Genomic DNA, 18,869 nt, shown 5'->3' on the forward strand with positions numbered 1-18,869 from the left:
TCAGGGGCTCCGGACGCCCGGCGTAGTCGTGAGCTGCGTCGGGAGGGGACTGGTGGGGAACGTCGGCAGGCTGCCGGTCGGGAAGGGCTGACTCGGCAGCGTCTGGCCCGGCGTCAGCGACTGCGTCGGGACTCCGGGAGTCGGCGTCGGGAGACTCGGGGACTGCGTGGGCGAACCGGTCGGGAACGTCGAGGACGGCGTCTGGGACGGCGTGCCGGTGGGTGACGGTGTCTGGGACGGGAACGGGTTCTCCGGCGGTGGCGGATAGAGCTGGTAGACGCGGACGGTGCCGTACTGGAACCGCAGCTCGCTGAGCCGATCCAGGTCCTTCGGTGGCGAGCTGACCCGTTCGTCGAGCAGCAACCACTGCACGTCGTACTTGGTCCGCAGCGTCTCCAGCACGTCACGCGTCGGGTTGGTGAACGCCTCGTCGTTCAGACGCAGCTGCTCCTGGTCCCAGTAGCTGCTCTGGACGCCGTCGGGGTAGGTGTCGTCGACCCGGGTCTGGTAGGCCCAGCCCTCCACGAGCACCCGGCGTTCGGCGTACCCGGCGATCCAGTAGGAGCCGGTGAGGCAGTGTGACGCGCGAGCGCGATGGCAGTGCAGGTTGGTGGCGATCCGGTCATCGGACCCGGAGTTCCGCCGGATGAACCGGGCCGCCTCGATCCCGCCCGGTGCGATCGACGCGTACTCCGTCAACGGCGGTGTGGCGAACTTCCGCAACGACACCATCGTCGACGACGCCGTCATACCCAGGAGGACGGCCACGGCGATGACAGCCCAGGTACGCCGGGAGCCGCGCAGGATGAGCCCGAACACACCGATGCCGAGTACTGCGATCGCCAGGGCGACCGCGAGGCCCTGTCCGAAGCAGGAGGCCGAAGTGCACGAGTCGGGCGAGCGATAGCGACCCCAGTAGATCGCAGCGACCCCGATGAGCAGGGCCACGGCGGCAATCCAGTACTGCCGCCGCTCCAGCGACCCGAGACCCCACGTGGCGAGCAGGACGCCGTAGATGAAGCCGGTGCGGACGAAGAACAGTTGGGTGTCGCCCTCGTCGTACAACACGGACGCACCGACGATCGCCGCGACGAAGCCGAAGACCAGGAACACCGGCATCGGATCGCGCGGGATCCGTCGCTTGATCAGCAGGGCGCCGACGAGTGGCATGACCCAGCCGACCACCACCACGGCGGCGATCACCGGAACCGCGGAGCCGCCGCCCATCTGGTCCGCCAGGGCTTCGAACGCCGCGGCCGGGTCGAATCGCACGCTGGACTGGGCGCCCTGCAGGACAAGGAAGAAGGTCACCGCGTACGCCGCCGCGACAGCCACACCGAGCACCAGCGCGCGCAGGTTCAGCCGTCCGGCCCGAACGGTCAGATAGATCCACGCAGCGGCCAGCCCGGTCGCGTAGACCGGCAATGTGGTCGCCTTCGTCAACGCCAAGGCCGCAATCAGCACTCCGGCCGTGACGTAGAGCCGGAAAAGCTGTCCACGCGTCTGACCGGGCTTGCGACGCAGGAGCAACGCAGTGACCGCGATGAGCGGCAGCAACAGCACCGTCGAGAACGCCTGCGGCGGATTGGTCAGCTGACCGAGTGAGAACGGTCCGTCCTCGAACACCCGGTCCGACACCGCCCACGGCCACGCGACCAGATCGCCCGCGGCCACAGTGAGCCCGGCGGCGATCGGAGCGGCCACAGCGCGACCCGTGAGCACCATGCCGACCGCGGCAGCGCCCAGCACGGTCAGCAAGATCCAGGCGAACGGCACCATCCGGTACGTCAGTACGTCGAGCGGGATGCTCGTGATCCAGTGCGACGACGCGATGTGGTCGTACGCCGCCCAGTGGCTGGTCAGCCACTTCCCGTCGGCGTAGGGGATCCGCGGCGGGAAGTGATGCGTCAGCTCGCCGGCCACCGCGAGGTTGTGCGGGGCGTCCGAGTTCGGCCTGAGTGCAGTGGGTCCGGTCAGCGGGATGAGTTGCGAACCGACCCGCACGAACCACGCGGCCGCGACACCGACCGCCACCATCACACCGGCAATCGCCCACCACGGCGTCGGCCGTTCGGCCAGCTTCCGTCGCGGCAGCGATCGCCACACCCCGAACGCGAGCGCGGGCATCAGCAGCGCCGCGAACGGCATCGCGAACAGCATTCCGAGCGGATAGAGCAGTGCCTCGACGGCCAGGCCGAACGCCGTCCCCAGCACCACGTCCACGGTGAACCAGCCGGAGCCACCGGTGAGCCGGCGCCAGAACAACGTGCCCGGTACGGCGATGACGACCACGAGGTACCCGAGGTACGCGCCGGTCATCCAGGGCGGCTGCTCCTGCAACGCGACGAACCAGGCCAGTGGCAGCACCGGGAGGCTCACCATCGCCGCCACGCGCGCCCCACGTCCCGCGGCCACGCGCTTCCCCCGGCCGGCTCTGATCATCGGCAAAGTGTATGAGTCGCCGGAGTCGTGTCCGTGGCCGGTGACCCGTTTACCGCCGGAAGATTCCCCTTTACACTCAGTAATCTCCCAGAACCCGCAGCGCCCGGGAGGTCCGATGATCGTCCTCCACATCGCCGGACTACCGGTCGAGGAGGTCCTTCTGGCCGCCGTCGCCGCCGCGAGCCCCCTGATCGCCCTGGTCGGCTGGGAGATCAGCGCGCGCATCAAACGCCTGAAAGCTTTCGTGGCCCGCCGCCCGCCACCTCCGGACTCGGCCGGCGCCGCGCCTCCGGAACCCCCATGAGTTCCCCGTCGGCCGGGGGTACGGCGGAACGGAGACGCTAGGCTCTGGGCTTATGAGTTCGGTGGACCGGGGTCGGGTCAGGGAATTGATGGGTGAGGTGATGACGGCGCAGGGACGGACATTGCCGGCAGATGACGGGGCGGACCTGAGGGAGATCGGGTTCCGGTCCCTGGACTTCTCCGAGCTGGCCCTCCGGGTGGAGGACGAGCTGGACGACGAGCTGAACTTCGATGCCCCCGGGCTGCGCCGGATCGCCACTGTCGGCGACGTGCTGGATTTCATCGAGCAGCTCCAGTCGGCGTGAGCATGCGGCGCCGGACCACCGCCCTGATCGGTGACGACAACACTGTGGTCGTCGCCGGCAAGAGCCTGACCTGGCGGACCCTGCACAAGCTCCCGCAACTGCCGTCGCCGGCGGCCGTCCTGGTCGACAACGGCGCCGACGCCCTCGCCGCTCTCCGTCACCACGCGGTCCACGGCACCGAGCTCCTGGTCGCCACCGCATCCCGCGTCGACGAGCGGATGCGCGAAGAACTGGGCGAGTCCGGATTCGCGGTGGTTCTGCCCGATGGGGACGTGACCCCGGCCAAGCTCAAGCGCGTCGAGGAGTCCGGCCGCGCCTGGTTGCTCACCTCCGGCTCGACCGGCCGCCCGAAGCGGATCGGCCACACTCTCGAATCCCTGACCACCGTCACCGGCGACCAGCCGCCGCGCACGTGGCTGCTGCCGTACTCACCGGGCACCTACGCGTGGTGGCAGGTCGTCACCCTCTCGCTGACCCAGGCCGATCAGGGCCTGGTCGTGATCGAGCCGGGCGAGCTCGAGGACTGGCCGGCGATCGCCGGCGAGCACGGCGTCACCGCCGCCTCCGGAACGCCGACCTTCTGGCGGCAGGCGATCTACCGCGACGCCGACGCGCTGAGCGACGTGCCGCTGGAGCAGATCACGCTCGGCGGTGAACCCGTCGACCAGGCGATCCTCGACCAGCTCCGGGAGCTCTTCCCGAAGGCCCGGATCTCCTGGATCTACGCGTCCTCCGAGGTGGGCGCGTCGATCGTGGTCCACGACGGCAAGGCCGGGTTCCCCAAGGCCTGGCTCGACCGCAGGCCCGACCTCGACCGCCCGATCCTCTCGATCGACGGCGACGAGCTGGTCATCCGCTCACCGCATCACGGGGCCGGCCTGGTCGGCGCCGTCCACACCGGCGACCGGGTCGAGTACGACGGCGACCGGGTGCTGATCACCGGGCGGCTGGACACCGACGAGATCAACGTCGGCGGATCGAAGGTGTCCGCCGGTGTCGTCCGCAGCGTGCTGATGGGTCACCCGGGTGTCTCCTGGGCCCGGGTGTTCGCCCGCAAGGCCCCGCTGGTCGGCCGGATGGTCGCCGCCGAAGTGGTGCCGAACCGGTCGCTCGGCCCGATCAGCAACGCCGACCTGGTCCAGTGGTGCTCGAGCCGCCTGCCCGATTACGGCGTACCGCGGCGCATCACGTTCCTCGACGAGATCCCGCAGAAGGAAACCTTGAAGAGTGATGTCTGAGCCCAGCCTGGTCCCGCCCGCGTCGGTCGTGCTGGTGTCGGGTGGCTCCCGCGGCCTCGGCCTGGCGATCGTCACCGACCTGCTCGCGGCCGGCCTGAAGGTCGCCGCCTTCGCCCGGACCGTGACGCCGGAGCTGACCGCGCTCGGCGAGAAGTACCCGGACCACCTGTACGCCGGCTCCGTCGACATCAACGACGCCGCGGCCGGACAGGCGTTCGTCAAGGCCGTGGAGACCGCGCTCGGACCGATCGATGCCCTGGTCAACAATGCGGCGATCGGCCAGGACTCGCTGCACGTGCACACCTCGGCCGAGCGGCTCGACGAGATCATCCGGACCAACCTGACCTCGCCGCTGGTGCTGACCCGGTTCGTGCTCCGCCGGATGCTCGCGAAGGGGCTGAAGGGCCGGATCGTCAACGTCACCTCGATCTGCGCGCAGCGCGGCTACCCGGGGCTGGTCGCCTACTCCGCCACCAAGGGCGGCATGGACGCGGCCACCCGTTCACTCGCGCGTGAACTCGGTGGCCGCGTCCTGGCCAACGCGGTCGCGCCGGGCTTCTTCGCCTCGGAGATGTCCGCGGTGCTCGGCCAGACCCAGCTCGACCAGATCGTCCGCCGCACCCCGACCGGTCACCTGACCGAGCCGGACGACGTCGTCCCGGTCGTCCGGATGCTGCTGCTCGACAACACCAACATCAACGGCCAGGTCCTAGTCGTCGACGGTGCCGCCTCGATCTAGGCCGGCTTGATGTTCGCGTTCAGGTGGAACACGTTGTCCGGGTCGTACGTCGCCTTGATCGCGGCCAGCCGGTCGTACTTCGCGCCGTACGACGCCTGGACCCGATCGTCCACGCCGCTGTCGCTGATCGCGTTCACGTAGCTCCCGATCCCCCGGCTGACCGGTACGAGCGCGTCCCAGAAGGACTTCACCCAGACCCGGTCGTCCTCGAGCAGCTCCGGTGTCGGGCAGACCGCGATGATGAAGCCCGCGTAGCCGGGTGCCCGGCTGCCGCTGAACGCGGTCGCGTCCTCGGCGACCTTCGAGTAGGCGCCGTCGAGGCGGTAGAACAGCAGCACGGATCCCGGCGACTGCTTGAGCGGCACGTGTTCGGTGATCACCTCGATCGCGTCGTCGGTGAAGTCGTCGAGGTAGAAGCCCTTGTCGTAGGCGTGGAAGCCCCACGCGTTCGCCTCGTCCAGCAGCTGCTGCAACGCCAGGTAGGGCATCGGGCTCGCGAACTCGACCAGCGGTGGCACGGCCGAGCGGATCTCGTCCATCACCCGGGCGTGCTCCTCGGCGGTGCCGAAGCCGGTGACGATCAGTGCGTACCCGGGCCGGAAGTGGTACTCGGCCGGCACGAACGGAGCCGGCGGTGCGTTCACCGCTCCGACCAGGATATTCAGCTCGTCCGGAAGCTTCGCGATCACCTCGCGGGCCATCCGCAGTACGTCGGCGCCCCGGTCGAGATCCCAGAACGCCAGGCCGAACTGGATCATCGGCCCGGCCTCGTGCAGCCGGAACTCGAACTCGGTCACCACGCCGAAGTTCCCACCGCCACCCCGGATCGCCCAGAACAGGTCCGGGTTCTCCTCGTCGGAGACGCGGCGGATCTGCCCGTCGGCGGTGACGATCTCGACCGAGACAAGGTTGTCGATGCTGAGCCCGTGCCTGCGGGTCAGCCAGCCCATGCCGCCGCCGAGCGTCAGGCCGCCGACGCCGGTGTGGCTGATCATGCCGGCGGGTGTCGCCAGGCCGTGCTCCTGAGCGGCCGCGTCGAGCTGCCCGAGCAGGGCGCCGCCGCCGACGCGGGCCTGTTTCGCGACCGGGTCGACCGTGACCTGGTTCAGCAGGCTGAGGTCGATCATCAGCCCGTCGTCGACGGACGCCGAGCCGCCCGGGCTGTGCGCGCCACCACGGACCGCGATCTCCAGTCCCTGGTCGCGCGCGAACAGCACCGCCCGGCTGACATCCGCCGCGCTCTGGCACCGGGCGATCACGGCCGGGCGCCGGTCGATCCCCGCGTTCCACAGTCGCCGGGCGTCGTCGTACCCGGCATCGTCCGGACCGAGCACCGGTCCGCCCATTGCGGTGCGGAGATCACCGATGCCGCTGTCGGCAAGTTGTGTCATGAGAACTGCCTCCCCCTGAGATGTCCCTCTCGGCAGGATCGTCCCAGAGCGGGCTTAAGGCAACCTTCAGACGGCCGGCGTGATGCTCTGATTGCGGTGGAAGACGTTGTCCGGGTCGTACTTCGCCTTGATCGATCATCAGCCCGTCGTCGACCGAGGACGCTCCGGACATGCTGCGCGAGCCACCGCGGACCCGGGCAGCGTCCTTTCGGGCAGACCTTCGTGCGGTGTCTGTCAGACTTGTCCGAGTGAGCGACGACGAGATTCTGCGATTGTTACCGATCGCGGCGACCGTCGTTGCCCAGCGCGACGACCTGGCCGACGGTCAGCTCGCGCGTCTCGGTGCGTACGACGAACGCGATCAAGCGCAGGTGGATCGCTGCGTGCAGGTGTTCCTGGCCGGTCTGCTCCGCACCACCTGGGAACGCGGCTGGGCGCCCGCCGACGTGGTCCAGCACGGCCGCCGCGAGCTGGACCCTGGCGTAGAACCATTACTGCTGGCAGCGATCTCCGCCGAGCACCAGCGCTACCGAGCGGGCACGATCGACCCGCGCTGGTTCGACCAACTGACCGACCTCGGCGTCCCGCAACCCTTCACCGAGTTGACCCTCACGGCCTGGGCAGCCGCGGCGCGCGTCGGCCGCTACCTCACGCTGCATCACACCCTGTCCCTGGCCGGTTTCCTCCAGTCCCTGCCGGTCCTGGCCCGGCTCTACCCACTGCCGGGTACGACGGCACGTCGTGAGCATCACGCCGTACCCGCGAACGGGAAGATGCTGGCGCGGATCCGGCGACTGCTCGCGAAGGCCGAGGCGACCGAGTTCCCGGACGAGGCCGAAGCCCTGTCCGGCAAGGCTCAGGAGCTGATGACGAAGTTCTCCCTCGACAGCGCTCTGGTGGAGGCGGCGGAGGTGGAGATCCCGGACGACTCCGCCGGCCGCCGGCTCTGGGTCGACACCCCGTACGTCTCCGCGAAGGCGCAGCTCGTCGGCGCGGTGGCGGCGGCCAACCGCTGCCGTACGGTCGTGATCGACAACCTGGCCGTCGTGACGATCGTCGGGGCCGAGCTGGACCTCCAGCACACCGAGATCCTCAGTACATCCCTGCTGGTGCAGGCGAATCGGGCGATGCTTGCCGCAGGCAAACACATTGGCCACCGGGGTGAGTCCAGGACGCGCTCGTTCCGGCAGTCGTTCCTGATGGCTTACGCACAACGGATCGGCGAGCGGCTGGAGGCGACCACGGCCGCCGCGGAGGCCGCCGTACCCGAAGCCGATGCGAGCCGGCTGCTGCCGGTGCTGGCCAAGCGGGAGGAGCAGGTGGACGCCTTGTTCACCAAGCTGTTCCCGAACACGACGACCCGGCGGACGCGCATCACCAACGGTGCCGGGTGGCATGCCGGTCTGACCGCGGCCGACCAGGCCCAGCTCGAGGCCCGCCGGCAGGTCCGCCGGTGAGAGCACACGAGACCTCGATCCCCGGGGTGCTGCGGATCGAGCTGGATGTGCACACCAACGACGACGGGTGGTTCAAGGAGGACTTCCACCGCGGGAAGCTTCAGGAACTCGGGCTGGAGGTGGTCCAGCACAACGTCGCGTACTTCGCCGAGACGGGGATCGTCCGCGGGATCCACGCCGAGCCGTGGGACAAGTACCTGTCGCCGTCGGCCGGGCGGGTGTTCGTCGCGCTCGTCGAGCTGCGCGACACTGCGGCCTTCGGCACGGTCGCGACGTTCGAGCTCGGCGTGGACGACGCGCTGTATGTGCCTCGCGGCGTCGGGAACTCGTTCTGCACGCTGACGCCGCACACCATCTACAACTTCCTGGTGAACGAGTACTGGTCGCCGGAGCGCGTCACGGTCGACCTGTTCGACGCCGAGCTCGCGATCGAGTGGCCGTTCCCGCGCGAACAGCTGAGCTCCACCGAGCGGGATGCCGCCAACCCGTCGCTGGCGGAGGTCAGGACGCAGCGGGCCTGAGGCCGCACAGCACGATGTCGAGCAGCCGGTGCGCCTGCTCCGGCTCCATGTCGCGGCCCATGTTGATGCCGCCGACCAGCCGCATGATGTCCATCAGCTCGAGCTCGGGCCGGACCTCGCCGGCCGCTTTCGCCTTGTCCAGCAGCAACTGGCCGGCGTTCTCCACGTTCATCTTGCAGACCTGGAAGAACTGCGAGTCCTTGCCCAGGGCAACCGTGAGCTCGCTGGCCAGGCTCTTCTTGGACAGCCCGTACCCGACGAAGCTGCGCAGCCAGGCGGCCAGTGCCTCGAACGGCTCCAGCTCCCGGTCGAAGTCGTACGCGCGGTCGCAGACGGACTGGATCTCGTCCACGTAGACCGCCTCGAGCAACGCGGTCCGGCTCGGGAACCGGCGGTACAGGGTGCCGATCCCGACGCCGGCCCGGCGGGCGATCTCCTCCAGCGAGGTGTCCGTACCGTGCTCGGAGAACGCCTGCCGGGCGGCCGTCACCAGCAGGTCGTAGTTCCGCGCCGCGTCGGCCCGGGTCGGCCGCATCGACGGCAACGGTGTCGGCGCCATCTTCAGCCTCCTCGCTGTCGGTAGCCGGCCCGCGGCCCACAGTCCGCACACAATATCGCTTGCAAAGCGGAGGGGGCCTCCGTATCGTATCCGGAGGAGCGCTCCGCTTTCCCTCCCAACTGTAGCCCCTCCGGGGTAAGGAGCAATATGTCGGCAACAGCCGCGGCGCCGGCCGGCGCCGCCTCAGGCACGCCCGCCCGGCGGCCCGGGGTAGTCCTCGCAGTCATCCTGGTCACGCAGTTGATGGTGATCCTCGACGGCACCGTGGTGAACATCGCGATGCCCCATATTCAGCAGGCCCTGCACTTCAGCCCGTCCAGCCTGTCCTGGGTACAGAACGCCTACGCGCTCGCGTTCGGCGGTCTGCTCCTGCTCGGCGCTCGCGCCGGCGACCTGCTCGGTCGCCGCCGGGTGTTCCTCACCGGTATCAGCGTCTTCACGCTCGCCTCGCTGCTCGGCGGTCTCGCGCCGAACGCGGAGCTGCTGCTCGCCGCCCGTGTCCTGCAGGGGATCGGCGGTGCGATCGCCGCACCGGCGGCTCTCACCCTGCTCATGCTCACCTACCGCGAAGGTCCCGAGCGGATGAAGGCACTCGGCTACTACAGCCTGGTGTCGTCCGGTGGTGGCAGCGTCGGCCTGGTGCTCGGGGGCATGCTGACGGACTGGGTGTCCTGGCGCTGGGGCCTGTTCATCAACGTCCCGATCGGTATCGCGCTGGTGATCACGGCCAGCCGGGTGCTGACCGAGACCGCACCGGAGACCGGTCGGTTCGACGTGGCCGGTGCGCTCACCTCGACGCTCGGCATCACCTCACTCGTCTACGGCTTCATCCGGGTCGCCGAGGCCGGCTGGACGTCGGCCGAGGTGCTGGCCGCGTTCGCGGTCGGCGTGGTCCTGCTGGTCTCGTTCGTACTCATCGAGCGCCGGGTCAGCCACCCGATCGTGCCGCTGCGCCTGTTCCGGTCCGCCGACCGGTCGGCGTCGTACGTGACCATGCTGCTGGTGGTCGGGACGATGTTCGGGATGTTCTTCTTCCTCACCCAGTACCTGCAGGGTGTGCTCGATCTCAGCCCGCTGGCCGCCGGCCTGGCCTTCCTGCCGCTGACCGGTCTGCTGTTCACGGCGTCGCGCGTCGTACCGAAGCTGGTCGCGCGGATCGACGGCGCGAAGCTGATGCTGACCGGATCGACGCTGGTCGCGCTGGGCACGGTCTGGCTGACGCAACTGAATGCGCACAGCACCTACCTGGCCGATGTGGTCGGACCGCTGCTGCTGTTCGGAGCGGGTGCCGGGATGATCTTCATCCCGCTCGTCGGCCGGGCCATCTCCGGTGTCGCGCCGGAGGACTCGGGCGCCGCGTCCGGCATGCTGAACGTCGTCCAGCAGGTCGGCGGCGCACTCGGCCTGGGGATCCTGGTCACCATCTTCGGCACGGCGAGCCGCAACTCCAGCTCGACCGTTCCGCGGGAGGTCCTGGTCGACGGCGTCCACGCCGCCTTCATCGGATCCCTCGTCTACGCCGTCCTGAGCCTGACCATGATCGTCATCAGCGTCCGCCCCTGGAACTGGTTCCGCACCCAGCCGGAGGCGGTCGAGGCGACCACCGAGCCAATGGTGGTCGACTCACACGTCTGATCAGAGCGGCAAGCGGTAGGTGACCCACTTGCTGTGAACCGCGAAGCCGAGGCTTTCGTACAGGCCGAGTGCACCGGTGGGGTTGTCGGCATCGACGCCGAGCGACGATCGCTGGTAGCCGGCCTGTACGGCCTCGGCGAGGACCTTCGCCAGGGCGGCGCGGGCCAGTCCGCGGCCCCGGTAGGCCCGGCGGGTTCCGACCTGGCCGATGTACAGCTCGCGGATCCCGGTCGCCTCGGTGTCGGCGTCCCACTCGTAGCCGAGCACGTACGCCGCGATCGTCTCGCCGTCCCGGACGACGTACGACGATCCGCCGCGAAACGCCCGGGCTCCGGTGAACCAGACCTTCCAGCTCTCCGCGTCCCGCGGCGTCGAGCCCCAGTGGTCGAGGAACACCTCGTTGTGGGTCAGCCGGAGCGTCTCGTCGACCGCCGGGTCGAAGGGCTCGAGCCGGAATCCGTCCGCGAGGGCCACCGCGGGCACCGGCTGGTCCAGCGGGCGCTTCATCTCGAAGAAGTACCGCGTCTCCTCGAAGCCGAAGTTCCGCAGCAGCCGGTCGGCGCCGGCGTTCGTGCTGATGGTGCCGTTGCTGACCTCGCCGACCGCGTCCGGGTGCTTGGCGGCGTGTACCTCACCGGCGCGCTGGATCAGCCAGCGCATCAGCGTCGTACCCAGGCCGCGCCGGCGCCACTCCGGGTGGATGGTGCCCTCGGTCCGCACCCGGTCCACGTCCACCACGGTCGCGGACGCGTGCACCTTGCCGTAGCCGACCATCCGCCCGTCGGCCCACAGACCGACGGTGTCGTGGGCCGCGTCCAGGTGTGGGTCGTCCAGCTCCTCGAGCAGGTCGTCGGCGCTGTAGTTCTCGCCCTCCTGGTCGACCTTCTCCCGGGCAGCCAGCAGTTCCGCCCACGCCTCCGCGTCCGCCTTGTCGATCGGACGCGCCTCGATCCCCTCCGGCCAGCTCATGGCTCGAAGGTACGGTGTCCGATCGGCCCCAGCACCCGAATTACCGGGTGAGTTGCTCGCACAACCAGCGGACCGCCATCGGGTAGCGGTACTCGATGCCGCCGTGGGTGCCCTCGAACAGCTCGAAGTGCACCCGTTCGTCCGGCAGGCCTGCCTTCTGGGCGGCCCGATGGAACGCGGTGGCACCCAGGTCGAGGTAGTACTCGTCCTGCAGGCCCGCGTCGATCCACACGGCGCGCAGTGACCGGAGCGCTTCGGCGTACTGCGGTTCGCGGACCATTTCGACCGGGTCGCGGGACAGCCAGCGCTCCCAGATCTCCGGGATGACCGCGCCCAGGTCGTCGAAGGGCAGCAGCACCGTGCCGTCGGGCTCGGCGGAGTACGCCGAGGCGTACCCGTACATCTCCAGCAGGTGCAGGTCCTCGTTCGTGGTCCGGCCGGTCCGGGTGGCCAGGTCCTCGAAGTACTTGTCGTAGCTGCCGTCGAACTTGTCCCGCAGCGTCCGGGCGCGCACCGGGAACTCCGGCCGGTAGCAGAGGTCGAAGGCCGCGTCACCAGCGTGCGTCGCGAGCGCGCCGAACACGTCCGGCCGCAGTAGCGGCGTCACCATCGCCGTGTAGCCGCCGCTGGACTTCCCGGTGACGGCCCGGTGATCCCGGTCGGCGATGGTCCGGTACGTCGCATCGACCCAGGGGACGATCTCCTCGCACAGGTACGAGTGGTACTGCCCGGTGCCGGGGGAGTCGAGGCACTGGCTGCCGCCGTACCTGGTCCACGAGTCGACGAACACCACGATCCCCGGCGGCACGTCGCCGGCGGCGAACATCGCGTCCAGCAACTCCGGGTAGGGCTGCCGGAACGGCACCCGGTTGAACCACATCCCGACATGCCCGGTGTACCCCATCGTCACGTAGATGGTGGGGTAGCGCTGGTCCGACTCGTCGTACCCGGGTGGCAGGTAGACCAGCACCGGCCGCTCGTGCGGATCACCCAGCGGGTTCCCGCGGAGCAACTCGCTCTCGTACGTCTTCTGCTCGAGCCGGCCGGCGAGCTCTGCGGACCACGGCAACATGGGCAACCTCCGTCACATGGCGTCTGGGGCCTCGATACCGAGCAGGCCGAGTCCATCCTGCAACACCTGCCGGGTCGCCGTGCAGAGGGCTATCCGGCTCGCCCGGGTCTGGCCCTCGCTGGTCAGGACCGGGCACTGCTCGTAGAAGGTGGACAGCGCGGACGCTACTTCGTAGAGGTACGTGCAGAGCCGGTGCGGCTGGAGAGTCTCGGAGACCTGGGCGACCGTCGCGGCGAAGCCGGTCAGCAGGAGGGCCAGCCGTTCCTCGGCCGGGTCCTTGAGTTCGGTCACCTCACCACCGGTCGCACCGGCCTTGGCCAGCAGCCGGGTGAGCCGGGCGTGGGCGTACTGGAGGTACGGCCCGGTGTTGCCCGTCATCGCGACCATCCGGTCCAGGTCGAACACGTAGTCGTTGCCCCGGTCGCTGGACAGGTCGGCGTACTTGACCGCTCCGATCCCGACCGCCCGTGCGGTCGCCTCCCGGTCGATGCCGTCCCGGTCCTCGAGTAGTTCTCCGGCCCGCGCGACAGCTTCGGTCAGCAGCGCGGTCAGCTTCACCGTGCCGCCGGCTCTTGTTTTGAAGGGCTTTCCGTTCGGTCCGAGGACAGTGCCGAAGGAGACGTGCTCGGCCGGAACGTCCGCCGGCAACCAGCCGGCTGTCCGCGCCAGCGTGAAGATCTGGTCGAAGTGCAGTGCCTGCCGGTGATCCACGACATACACGATCCGGTCGGCGTGCAAGGTGCCCACCCGGTGCCGGATGGCGGCGAGATCGGTCGCGCTGTAGCCGAAGCCGCCGTCGGACTTCCGCACGATCACCGGCAGTGGTGAGCCGTCCCGGCCCACGAACCCGGGCAGGAAGGCGCACATCGCACCGTCGGACTCGGTCAGCAGACCGGCTGCCTGGAGCTCGTCGACGACCTTGGGCAGGTCGTCGTTGTACGCACTCTCGCCGACCACATCCGCCCGCTGGAGATGGGAACCGAGGAGGGCGTAGACCTGCTCGAAGTCGTCCAGCGACACGTCGACCATCCGTTGCCAGATCGCCCGCGTCCGCGGATCGCCGGACTGCAGCAGCACGACCCGGCCCCGGGACCGGTCGGCGAAGGTGCCGTCGGCATCGAAGTGCTGCCGGCTCCGTTCGTAGAGCAGCTGCAATCCCTGCAGATCAAGGGATTCCGCGTCCAGGCCCTCGTCGAGCAGTTGCTCGATCATCATCCCGTACTGCGTGCCCCAGTCGCCGACGTGGTTCTGCCGGATCACGTCGTACCCGACGTACCGCAGCACGTTGGAGAGGGCGTCGCCGATCACCGTGGACCGCAGGTGGCCGACGTGCATCTGCTTCGCGACGTTCGGCTGCGAGTAGTCGACGACGACCCGCTCACCCCTGGTCCCGAAGGTCTGTGGCTGGTTGACCGCGGCTGCGAGCGTCGACGGCAGGAGAGTCAGGTTGACGAAACCGGGTCCCGCGATGGTCGGTTTCGAGCAGAGGTCGTCGACGTGCAGCTCGGCGATCAGGCGCGCGGCCACCTCCCGCGGTGGTTGCTTCAGCAGGTTGCCGAGCCGGAGCGCGAGATTGGTCTGGTAGTGGCCGAACTCCGGTTTCGTCGCCGACCGCAGCTCCGGATCGAGGTCGGCGTACGACGGACCGAAGGCGGCCGCGGCGGCGGTGGACAGTCTGGTGGCCAGGACAGGCAGAACAGCGGACATGACGAGGTCCTTCGAAGGAGACGCGACTGGAACAGGCTGAGGTGTTCAGACAGTGCGTCGTCGTCGCAGGCTGGACCGCAGGCGCAGGGCGCTCCGGGACTCCAGGCTGATCGACATGTCAGCCATTATGCATGAAGTACGGCGAGGGTGCCGCCGTGCGATCCGCGAGCGGCACGATCGCCGGTATGTCGGTCTCGCCGAGGAAGACCCGTCGTACGACGCGCTCGGCCGCCCGGCCGTCGTCGCACTCGCAGAACTTCTCGCGGTACAGCTGCCGGTGTTTGGCCGCCTCCGGTGACGCGAACGCGCCGGTGCGGAGGGCGGTGTGCAGCTCCTCGGCCGACCGCGCGATCAGCCCGGGTGGGAACTCGGTGATGTCGAAGTACGTGCCCCGCCGGCCGTCGTAGAAGCCCTGGTCGTCGACCAGCAGCACGATCGGGCGGTCCAGGTTCGCATAGTCGAAGGTGATCGACGAGTAGTCCGAGATCAGCACGTCCGCCGCCAGCATCAGGTCCTCGACCCGCGGGTGCCGGGACACGTCGATCACCGCGCCGGAGTGCGCTTCCGGTGCCTTCGACAACGAGTAGTGCGTCCGCACCAGCACCCGGGCGTGCGCACCGGCCACCGTTGCCAGTTTGTCCAGGTCGAGATGGATCCCGTCCCCGCCGAGGTCGACCAGACCCCCCGGGGCCCGGATCGAGTCGACGCCGTCGCGGAAGGTCGGTGCGTAGAGCACGACCAGGTGCGAGTCGTCGAACCCGAGCGAGGCCCGGATCGCCCGGACGTCGTCGACGGTGGCCGTGAGGAGCCGGTCGTTCCGCGGGTAGCCGTACTCGAGCTCCTCGAAGTACGCCGGGTAGGTCCGCTCCCAGATCTCCGAGGAGTATCGGTTCGAGGACAGGTTGAAGTCCCACCGGTCGGTCTGACGCATCAGCTCGTCCAGGTCCAGGTCCTTGGAGGCCGCCGGGAAGTGCCGCAGATCGGTCCCCATCGTCTTGAGCGGCGTACCGTGCTGGGTCTGCAGGTGGATCTGGCCCTCGCGCTTGTCCAGCTCCTTCGGCCAGTTCATGTTGCTGATGAAGTACGTCGCCCGGTCCAGCAGCTTCTGGTACGCCGGTGAGCCCGCGACGACGTACTCGACTCCTTCGGGGATCGCGCTCAGGTAGTCGGCGTCGACGACCCAGACCCCGCGCAGATGCGGCGCGAGCTCGGCCGCCTTCTCGTAGATGGCCCGCGGGTTGCAGGCGAACTGCTTACCCCAGTAGGCCGTGTACGCCGCCAGGTTCGGGTCGAGCTTGCCGCGCCGCAGCAGCTTGCCGACGGTCTTGCGCGGACTCTGGACCTGCAGGACCCGCGCACTGAGCTTGAGGGTCGAGTACGTCGCATAGTCGTCGTGGATGAGCAGCCAGCGCTTGAAACCACGCCCGGTCCGGTCGGTCGTGTACCCGTCGGGCTTCCAGCGCTTGGCGAACGCATGCGCCGCGTGGAAGAACTCGGCCCGGTCGTCCGGATCGAGCCGCTCCGGCTTCGCGAGTACGGCGAGGATGTGGTCCAGCGAACGGTCGAACGCGAACCGGCGCCAGCCGGCCAGCTCCGGATCGGACTGGATGAACGCGTGTACCCGGTCGTACTGGTCGAAGATGTCCCACTGCCTGCGGCCGGCGGTGGCGTGGATGTTGCCGCCGGTCCGGTGCTGGCGGTAGTGCACAACCACCCGGTCCAGGGTGGCGATCCGCTCGGCGGTCAGCATGGTCGAGTAGGTCCAGGGCGCGTCCTCGTAGAAGCCCGCCGTGAAGGCGAACCCGTGCCGGGCGAGGAAGTCCCGGCGGCAGGCCTTGTTCCAGACCACCTCGAGGAAGGTGAGGAAGATCGGCCGCTCCGCCGCGGTGAACACGCCGGCGCCCTCCCGCGCGAACGCGTCGTGCCGCCGGTTGCCGACCACCCGGCCGTCCCAGAAGATCCGCTCGTAGTCGAACAGCACGATGTCCGGCCGGCCGGTGTCGTCGATCCGGTGCGCGATCGCCTCCAGCGAGCCGGGCAGATAGAGGTCGTCGGCGTCCAGGAACAGCACGTACTCCCCGCGGCACTCCTTCAGCCCGGCGTTCCGGGTCAGGCCGAGGCCGACGTTCTCGTCCAGGTGCAGGGCCCGCACCCGCGGGTCGGCGGCGGCGTACTCGTCCAGGATCCGCCCGGAGCCGTCCTGGTCGGCGTCGTCCACCCCGATCACCTCGAAGTCGGTGAACGACTGGCTCAGCACCGAGTCCAGGCAGGGCCGCAGCCACGCCCGCGAGGCATGGCAGGGGACCACGATGCTGAACTTGGGGACGGTGCCGAGCGCCATGCCACGTCATCCTAGGGTGCAGTCATGAGTACAGATGTGTTCGAGCCACTGGCCGGTCTCGAGGGGGTCGGGTCGGCGGCCCGGGCGGCCCGGGACGCGGTCGACGTCCTGCTCCGGGACCGCGGGCTGCGCAAGGTCGGCTCGGACATCACCGCCGAGGCCCTGCTGCGCGGCGCCCACGCCTCCGCGGTGCTGGCCGGCAGCCAGTCGACGCTGGAGGAGGTACGGCGCGGTGCCGGTGACGGACTGGCCACCGGTGCGGTCCGGATGACCGGTGAGCTGATGGCGCTCGCAGCACGGGTGGACAAGGCGCCGGTGCAGGTATGGACCAGACTGCACCAGTTGGCCGCGGCCGACCTGGGCCCGGACGAGGAACTGGGCCATCTGCGGACCAGCAAGGAGCCGGTGCCCGACGACATCCCCGGCCTGCCGCCGGCGCCGCCGGCCGACGAGATGTGGGAGCGGCTGAGCGCGCTCGCCCAGAACCTGACCCGGCCGACCGCGGCACCCGGCCTGGTCGTCGCGGCCGTGGTCCACGCGGAGCTGGCCATCCTGCGCCCCTTCCCGACCGCGAACGGACTGGTCGCCCGCGCCGCCGAACGCTGCCTGTTAGTTGCCCGAGGCATCGACCCGGTCGCGGTCACGGTGCCGGAGGTCGGTCACTGTGAGTTGGCGAACTCGTATGCTCCAGGGCTGGGTGACTACGCAGCGCGAGGGTTGACCGGGGTTCGTGACTGGTTGCTGCGGTCGTGTGAAGTCGTGTCATTGGGTGCCGAGCGGTCGCCGCTCGCCACGGCCCGCTGATCCCCGGAACGCCGCCCTGCGATTGGCTGCCCGCTGACGTGCGAACGGCGTTCTCAGCTGAGAACGCCGTCGCTGGCACGCCATCCTGGTTACCATGCGTGCACCTGTTTGCCGCCACAGGACTGGCCTGGGTCGAGCTGCCCGTTTGGGATGGGCTGGTCGCCGCGTGGGTGCCTGGCTGCCGTGCAATCTCTACCGGACCCGGAGGTCCTTTGTGCTTCCTTTGTACTCCTGAAAACCCTTCCTGGGAAGGGGATGCGTGGCCTTCATGGAGTTGAGAACAATGAAGCAACCTTCAGCTTTTCCGGTTACTTCCGGGTGTTGTTCCGGTCAGTCCGCGGCCGGCCGGGTGCGCCGGCGGCTGGCCAGGAAGAAGGCCCACGCGGCCAGTCCGGCGACCGCCGCGGTGGCCACCGCGGGACGTCGTACCTGCCGGAGCCGGGACCGCTCGGTCAGGCCGACCGGCTCGCTGAAATCGAGCACCGGCCAGTCCCGCGCGACCGCCAGCCGGCGCAGCGCCTTGTCCGGGTTGACCGCGTGCGGATGGCCGACGGCGGCCAGCATCGGCTCGTCGGTGACGGAATCCGAGTAGGCGTAGGAGGTTGCGAGGTCGTAGCCCTCGGCCGCGGCCAGCGCGCGCATCGCGGTCGCCTTGTGCGGACCGTACGCGTAGTCGGCGATCTCACCGGTGTACTTGCCGTCAGCAACGACCATCCGGGTGGCGATCACCTTGTCGGCACCCAGCATCGCGCCGATCGGCTCGACCACCTCGGCGCCCGACGAGGACACGATCACCACGTCCCGGCCGGCCGCGTGATGCTGCTCGATCAGCTCCACCGCCTCGTCGTGGATCATCGGCGTGACGATGTGGTCGAGGGTGTCGGCGACGATCGCCTGGACCGTCCGGACGTCCCAGCCGGTGCACATCGCGGAGATGTACTCGCGCATCCGCTCCATCTGGTCGTGGTCGGCGCCGCCGAGCAGGTAGACGAACTGGGCGTAGGCGCTGCGGAGCACGGTCCGGCGGTTGATCAGCCCGCCGGCGTAGAACGGCCGCGAGAACGCGAGCGTGCTGGAGCGGGCGATAATGGTCTTGTCCAGATCGAAGAAGGCGGCGGATCGGGCGGCCCCGGAGTGCTCCATGACCCCGAGCATAGGCAGCCGGGCGAAACGCCGAGAGACCCGGGCTTTTGTGTCGGCCGGTATCCCGTTAGACTGGTGAGCAGTGTGACAGTGACACTGGCTGGGAGCGCCTGATCGGCGGTCCTGACGCCTGGGCGGAGCAGGTCCGGTTCGCAATCGAACTGAGATGTGTTAAACCCGGTCGAGGGGGGTACATACCCCCTGACAGTGGCAGACTGTCGCCTCCTGAACGGCCCCCGGCTC

General features: G+C 69.3%; 17 protein-coding genes. 8 read left to right on the forward strand and 9 right to left on the reverse strand.

The window, feature by feature from the left end; genetic code table 11:
* Positions 1-2,442, reverse strand: coding sequence for a hypothetical protein (locus tag ACZ6O0_RS09795; RefSeq protein ID WP_465764441.1), 2,442 nt, complete (start codon positions 2,440-2,442; stop codon positions 1-3).
* A gap of 115 nt (positions 2,443-2,557) precedes the next feature.
* Here ACZ6O0_RS09795 and ACZ6O0_RS09800 point away from each other — a divergent pair, with 115 nt between their 5' ends.
* The 4 genes from ACZ6O0_RS09800 to ACZ6O0_RS09815 are packed head-to-tail and all read left to right on the forward strand — an operon-like array spanning position 2,558 to position 5,027.
* Complete coding sequence (locus ACZ6O0_RS09800; protein ID WP_465764442.1) at positions 2,558-2,746, forward strand: hypothetical protein; 189 nt, start codon at positions 2,558-2,560, stop codon at positions 2,744-2,746.
* Positions 2,747-2,798: 52 nt separating this feature from the next.
* A complete protein-coding gene (locus tag ACZ6O0_RS09805; protein WP_465764443.1) occupies positions 2,799-3,050 on the forward strand; it encodes an acyl carrier protein in 252 nt (83 codons plus the stop codon).
* 2 nt (positions 3,051-3,052) lie between these two features.
* The gene (locus tag ACZ6O0_RS09810) at positions 3,053-4,288 is read left to right on the forward strand and encodes an AMP-binding protein (RefSeq protein ID WP_465765576.1); all 1,236 of its coding nucleotides are present in this window, start codon (positions 3,053-3,055) and stop codon (positions 4,286-4,288) included.
* A complete protein-coding gene (locus ACZ6O0_RS09815; protein WP_465764444.1) occupies positions 4,281-5,027 on the forward strand; it encodes an SDR family NAD(P)-dependent oxidoreductase in 747 nt (248 codons plus the stop codon). Before ACZ6O0_RS09810 ends, ACZ6O0_RS09815 begins: the two co-directional genes overlap by 8 nt.
* On the opposite strand, the gene ACZ6O0_RS09820 is transcribed toward ACZ6O0_RS09815, so the two are convergent.
* A complete protein-coding gene (locus ACZ6O0_RS09820) occupies positions 5,024-6,418 on the reverse strand; it encodes an FAD-binding oxidoreductase (protein ID WP_465764445.1) in 1,395 nt (464 codons plus the stop codon). The genes ACZ6O0_RS09815 and ACZ6O0_RS09820 overlap by 4 nt on opposite strands.
* 66 nt (positions 6,419-6,484) lie before the next feature.
* The gene (locus ACZ6O0_RS09825) at positions 6,485-6,550 is read right to left on the reverse strand and encodes a BBE domain-containing protein (protein WP_465765577.1); all 66 of its coding nucleotides are present in this window, start codon (positions 6,548-6,550) and stop codon (positions 6,485-6,487) included.
* 116 nt (positions 6,551-6,666) lie between these two features.
* On the opposite strand from ACZ6O0_RS09825, the gene ACZ6O0_RS09830 reads away from it, so the two are divergent.
* Both ACZ6O0_RS09830 and ACZ6O0_RS09835 read left to right on the forward strand, forming a co-directional pair.
* Entirely contained in the window at positions 6,667-7,875 is a 1,209-nt protein-coding gene (locus ACZ6O0_RS09830; protein WP_465764446.1) for a DUF2786 domain-containing protein, read from the forward strand.
* Positions 7,872-8,396: a dTDP-4-dehydrorhamnose 3,5-epimerase family protein gene (locus tag ACZ6O0_RS09835; protein WP_465764447.1), complete on the forward strand. Its 525-nt coding sequence runs from the start codon at positions 7,872-7,874 to the stop codon at positions 8,394-8,396. The genes ACZ6O0_RS09830 and ACZ6O0_RS09835 overlap by 4 nt, the downstream gene beginning before the upstream one ends.
* Here ACZ6O0_RS09835 and ACZ6O0_RS09840 read toward each other — a convergent pair.
* Positions 8,377-8,955, reverse strand: a complete 579-nt coding sequence (locus tag ACZ6O0_RS09840) for a TetR/AcrR family transcriptional regulator (protein WP_465764448.1) — start codon at positions 8,953-8,955, stop codon at positions 8,377-8,379. The genes ACZ6O0_RS09835 and ACZ6O0_RS09840 overlap by 20 nt on opposite strands.
* A 147-nt stretch (positions 8,956-9,102) precedes the next feature.
* On the opposite strand from ACZ6O0_RS09840, the gene ACZ6O0_RS09845 reads away from it, so the two are divergent.
* The gene (locus ACZ6O0_RS09845) at positions 9,103-10,590 is read left to right on the forward strand and encodes an MFS transporter (protein ID WP_465764449.1); all 1,488 of its coding nucleotides are present in this window, start codon (positions 9,103-9,105) and stop codon (positions 10,588-10,590) included.
* On the opposite strand, the gene ACZ6O0_RS09850 is transcribed toward ACZ6O0_RS09845, so the two are convergent.
* From ACZ6O0_RS09850 to ACZ6O0_RS09865, 4 genes are all read right to left on the reverse strand, one after another.
* Complete coding sequence (locus tag ACZ6O0_RS09850) at positions 10,591-11,559, reverse strand: GNAT family N-acetyltransferase (protein WP_465764450.1); 969 nt, start codon at positions 11,557-11,559, stop codon at positions 10,591-10,593.
* A 40-nt stretch (positions 11,560-11,599) separates the two neighbouring features.
* The gene (locus tag ACZ6O0_RS09855; RefSeq protein WP_465764451.1) at positions 11,600-12,631 is read right to left on the reverse strand and encodes an alpha/beta hydrolase; all 1,032 of its coding nucleotides are present in this window, start codon (positions 12,629-12,631) and stop codon (positions 11,600-11,602) included.
* A 12-nt stretch (positions 12,632-12,643) separates the two neighbouring features.
* Positions 12,644-14,338, reverse strand: coding sequence for an arginine--tRNA ligase (gene argS / locus ACZ6O0_RS09860; protein WP_465764452.1), 1,695 nt, complete (start codon positions 14,336-14,338; stop codon positions 12,644-12,646).
* Positions 14,339-14,456: 118 nt separating this feature from the next.
* Positions 14,457-16,679 (reverse strand): bifunctional glycosyltransferase/CDP-glycerol:glycerophosphate glycerophosphotransferase, encoded by a 2,223-nt coding sequence (locus ACZ6O0_RS09865; protein ID WP_465764453.1) that lies wholly within the window; start codon positions 16,677-16,679, stop codon positions 14,457-14,459.
* A gap of 24 nt (positions 16,680-16,703) precedes the next feature.
* Between ACZ6O0_RS09865 and ACZ6O0_RS09870 the strand changes: the two genes are divergently transcribed.
* Positions 16,704-17,483 carry a Fic family protein gene (locus tag ACZ6O0_RS09870; protein ID WP_465764454.1) on the forward strand — a complete coding sequence of 260 codons (780 nt, stop codon included), beginning with the start codon at positions 16,704-16,706 and terminating at the stop codon, positions 17,481-17,483.
* 330 nt (positions 17,484-17,813) lie between these two features.
* On the opposite strand, the gene ACZ6O0_RS09875 is transcribed toward ACZ6O0_RS09870, so the two are convergent.
* A complete protein-coding gene (locus ACZ6O0_RS09875; RefSeq protein ID WP_465764455.1) occupies positions 17,814-18,638 on the reverse strand; it encodes an HAD family hydrolase in 825 nt (274 codons plus the stop codon).
* Positions 18,639-18,869: the final 231 nt, after the last annotated feature.

It is taken from the genome of Kribbella sp. NPDC048837 (assembly GCF_055586945.1).

What these genes read in the sequence shown, in the direction of transcription:
- ACZ6O0_RS09795 (WP_465764441.1), bottom strand. Translation starts at nt 2,442, where the DNA reads ATGATCAGAGCCGGCCGGGGGAAGCGCGTGGCCGCGGGACGTGGGGCG.
- ACZ6O0_RS09800 (WP_465764442.1), top strand. Translation starts at nt 2,558, where the DNA reads ATGATCGTCCTCCACATCGCCGGACTACCGGTCGAGGAGGTCCTTCTG.
- ACZ6O0_RS09805 (WP_465764443.1), top strand. Translation starts at nt 2,799, where the DNA reads ATGAGTTCGGTGGACCGGGGTCGGGTCAGGGAATTGATGGGTGAGGTG.
- ACZ6O0_RS09810 (WP_465765576.1), top strand. Translation starts at nt 3,053, where the DNA reads ATGCGGCGCCGGACCACCGCCCTGATCGGTGACGACAACACTGTGGTC.
- ACZ6O0_RS09815 (WP_465764444.1), top strand. Translation starts at nt 4,281, where the DNA reads ATGTCTGAGCCCAGCCTGGTCCCGCCCGCGTCGGTCGTGCTGGTGTCG.
- ACZ6O0_RS09820 (WP_465764445.1), bottom strand. Translation starts at nt 6,418, where the DNA reads ATGACACAACTTGCCGACAGCGGCATCGGTGATCTCCGCACCGCAATG.
- ACZ6O0_RS09840 (WP_465764448.1), bottom strand. Translation starts at nt 8,955, where the DNA reads ATGGCGCCGACACCGTTGCCGTCGATGCGGCCGACCCGGGCCGACGCG.
- ACZ6O0_RS09845 (WP_465764449.1), top strand. Translation starts at nt 9,103, where the DNA reads ATGTCGGCAACAGCCGCGGCGCCGGCCGGCGCCGCCTCAGGCACGCCC.
- ACZ6O0_RS09850 (WP_465764450.1), bottom strand. Translation starts at nt 11,559, where the DNA reads ATGAGCTGGCCGGAGGGGATCGAGGCGCGTCCGATCGACAAGGCGGAC.
- ACZ6O0_RS09855 (WP_465764451.1), bottom strand. Translation starts at nt 12,631, where the DNA reads ATGTTGCCGTGGTCCGCAGAGCTCGCCGGCCGGCTCGAGCAGAAGACG.
- argS (WP_465764452.1), bottom strand. Translation starts at nt 14,338, where the DNA reads ATGTCCGCTGTTCTGCCTGTCCTGGCCACCAGACTGTCCACCGCCGCC.
- ACZ6O0_RS09865 (WP_465764453.1), bottom strand. Translation starts at nt 16,679, where the DNA reads ATGGCGCTCGGCACCGTCCCCAAGTTCAGCATCGTGGTCCCCTGCCAT.
- ACZ6O0_RS09870 (WP_465764454.1), top strand. Translation starts at nt 16,704, where the DNA reads ATGAGTACAGATGTGTTCGAGCCACTGGCCGGTCTCGAGGGGGTCGGG.
- ACZ6O0_RS09875 (WP_465764455.1), bottom strand. Translation starts at nt 18,638, where the DNA reads ATGCTCGGGGTCATGGAGCACTCCGGGGCCGCCCGATCCGCCGCCTTC.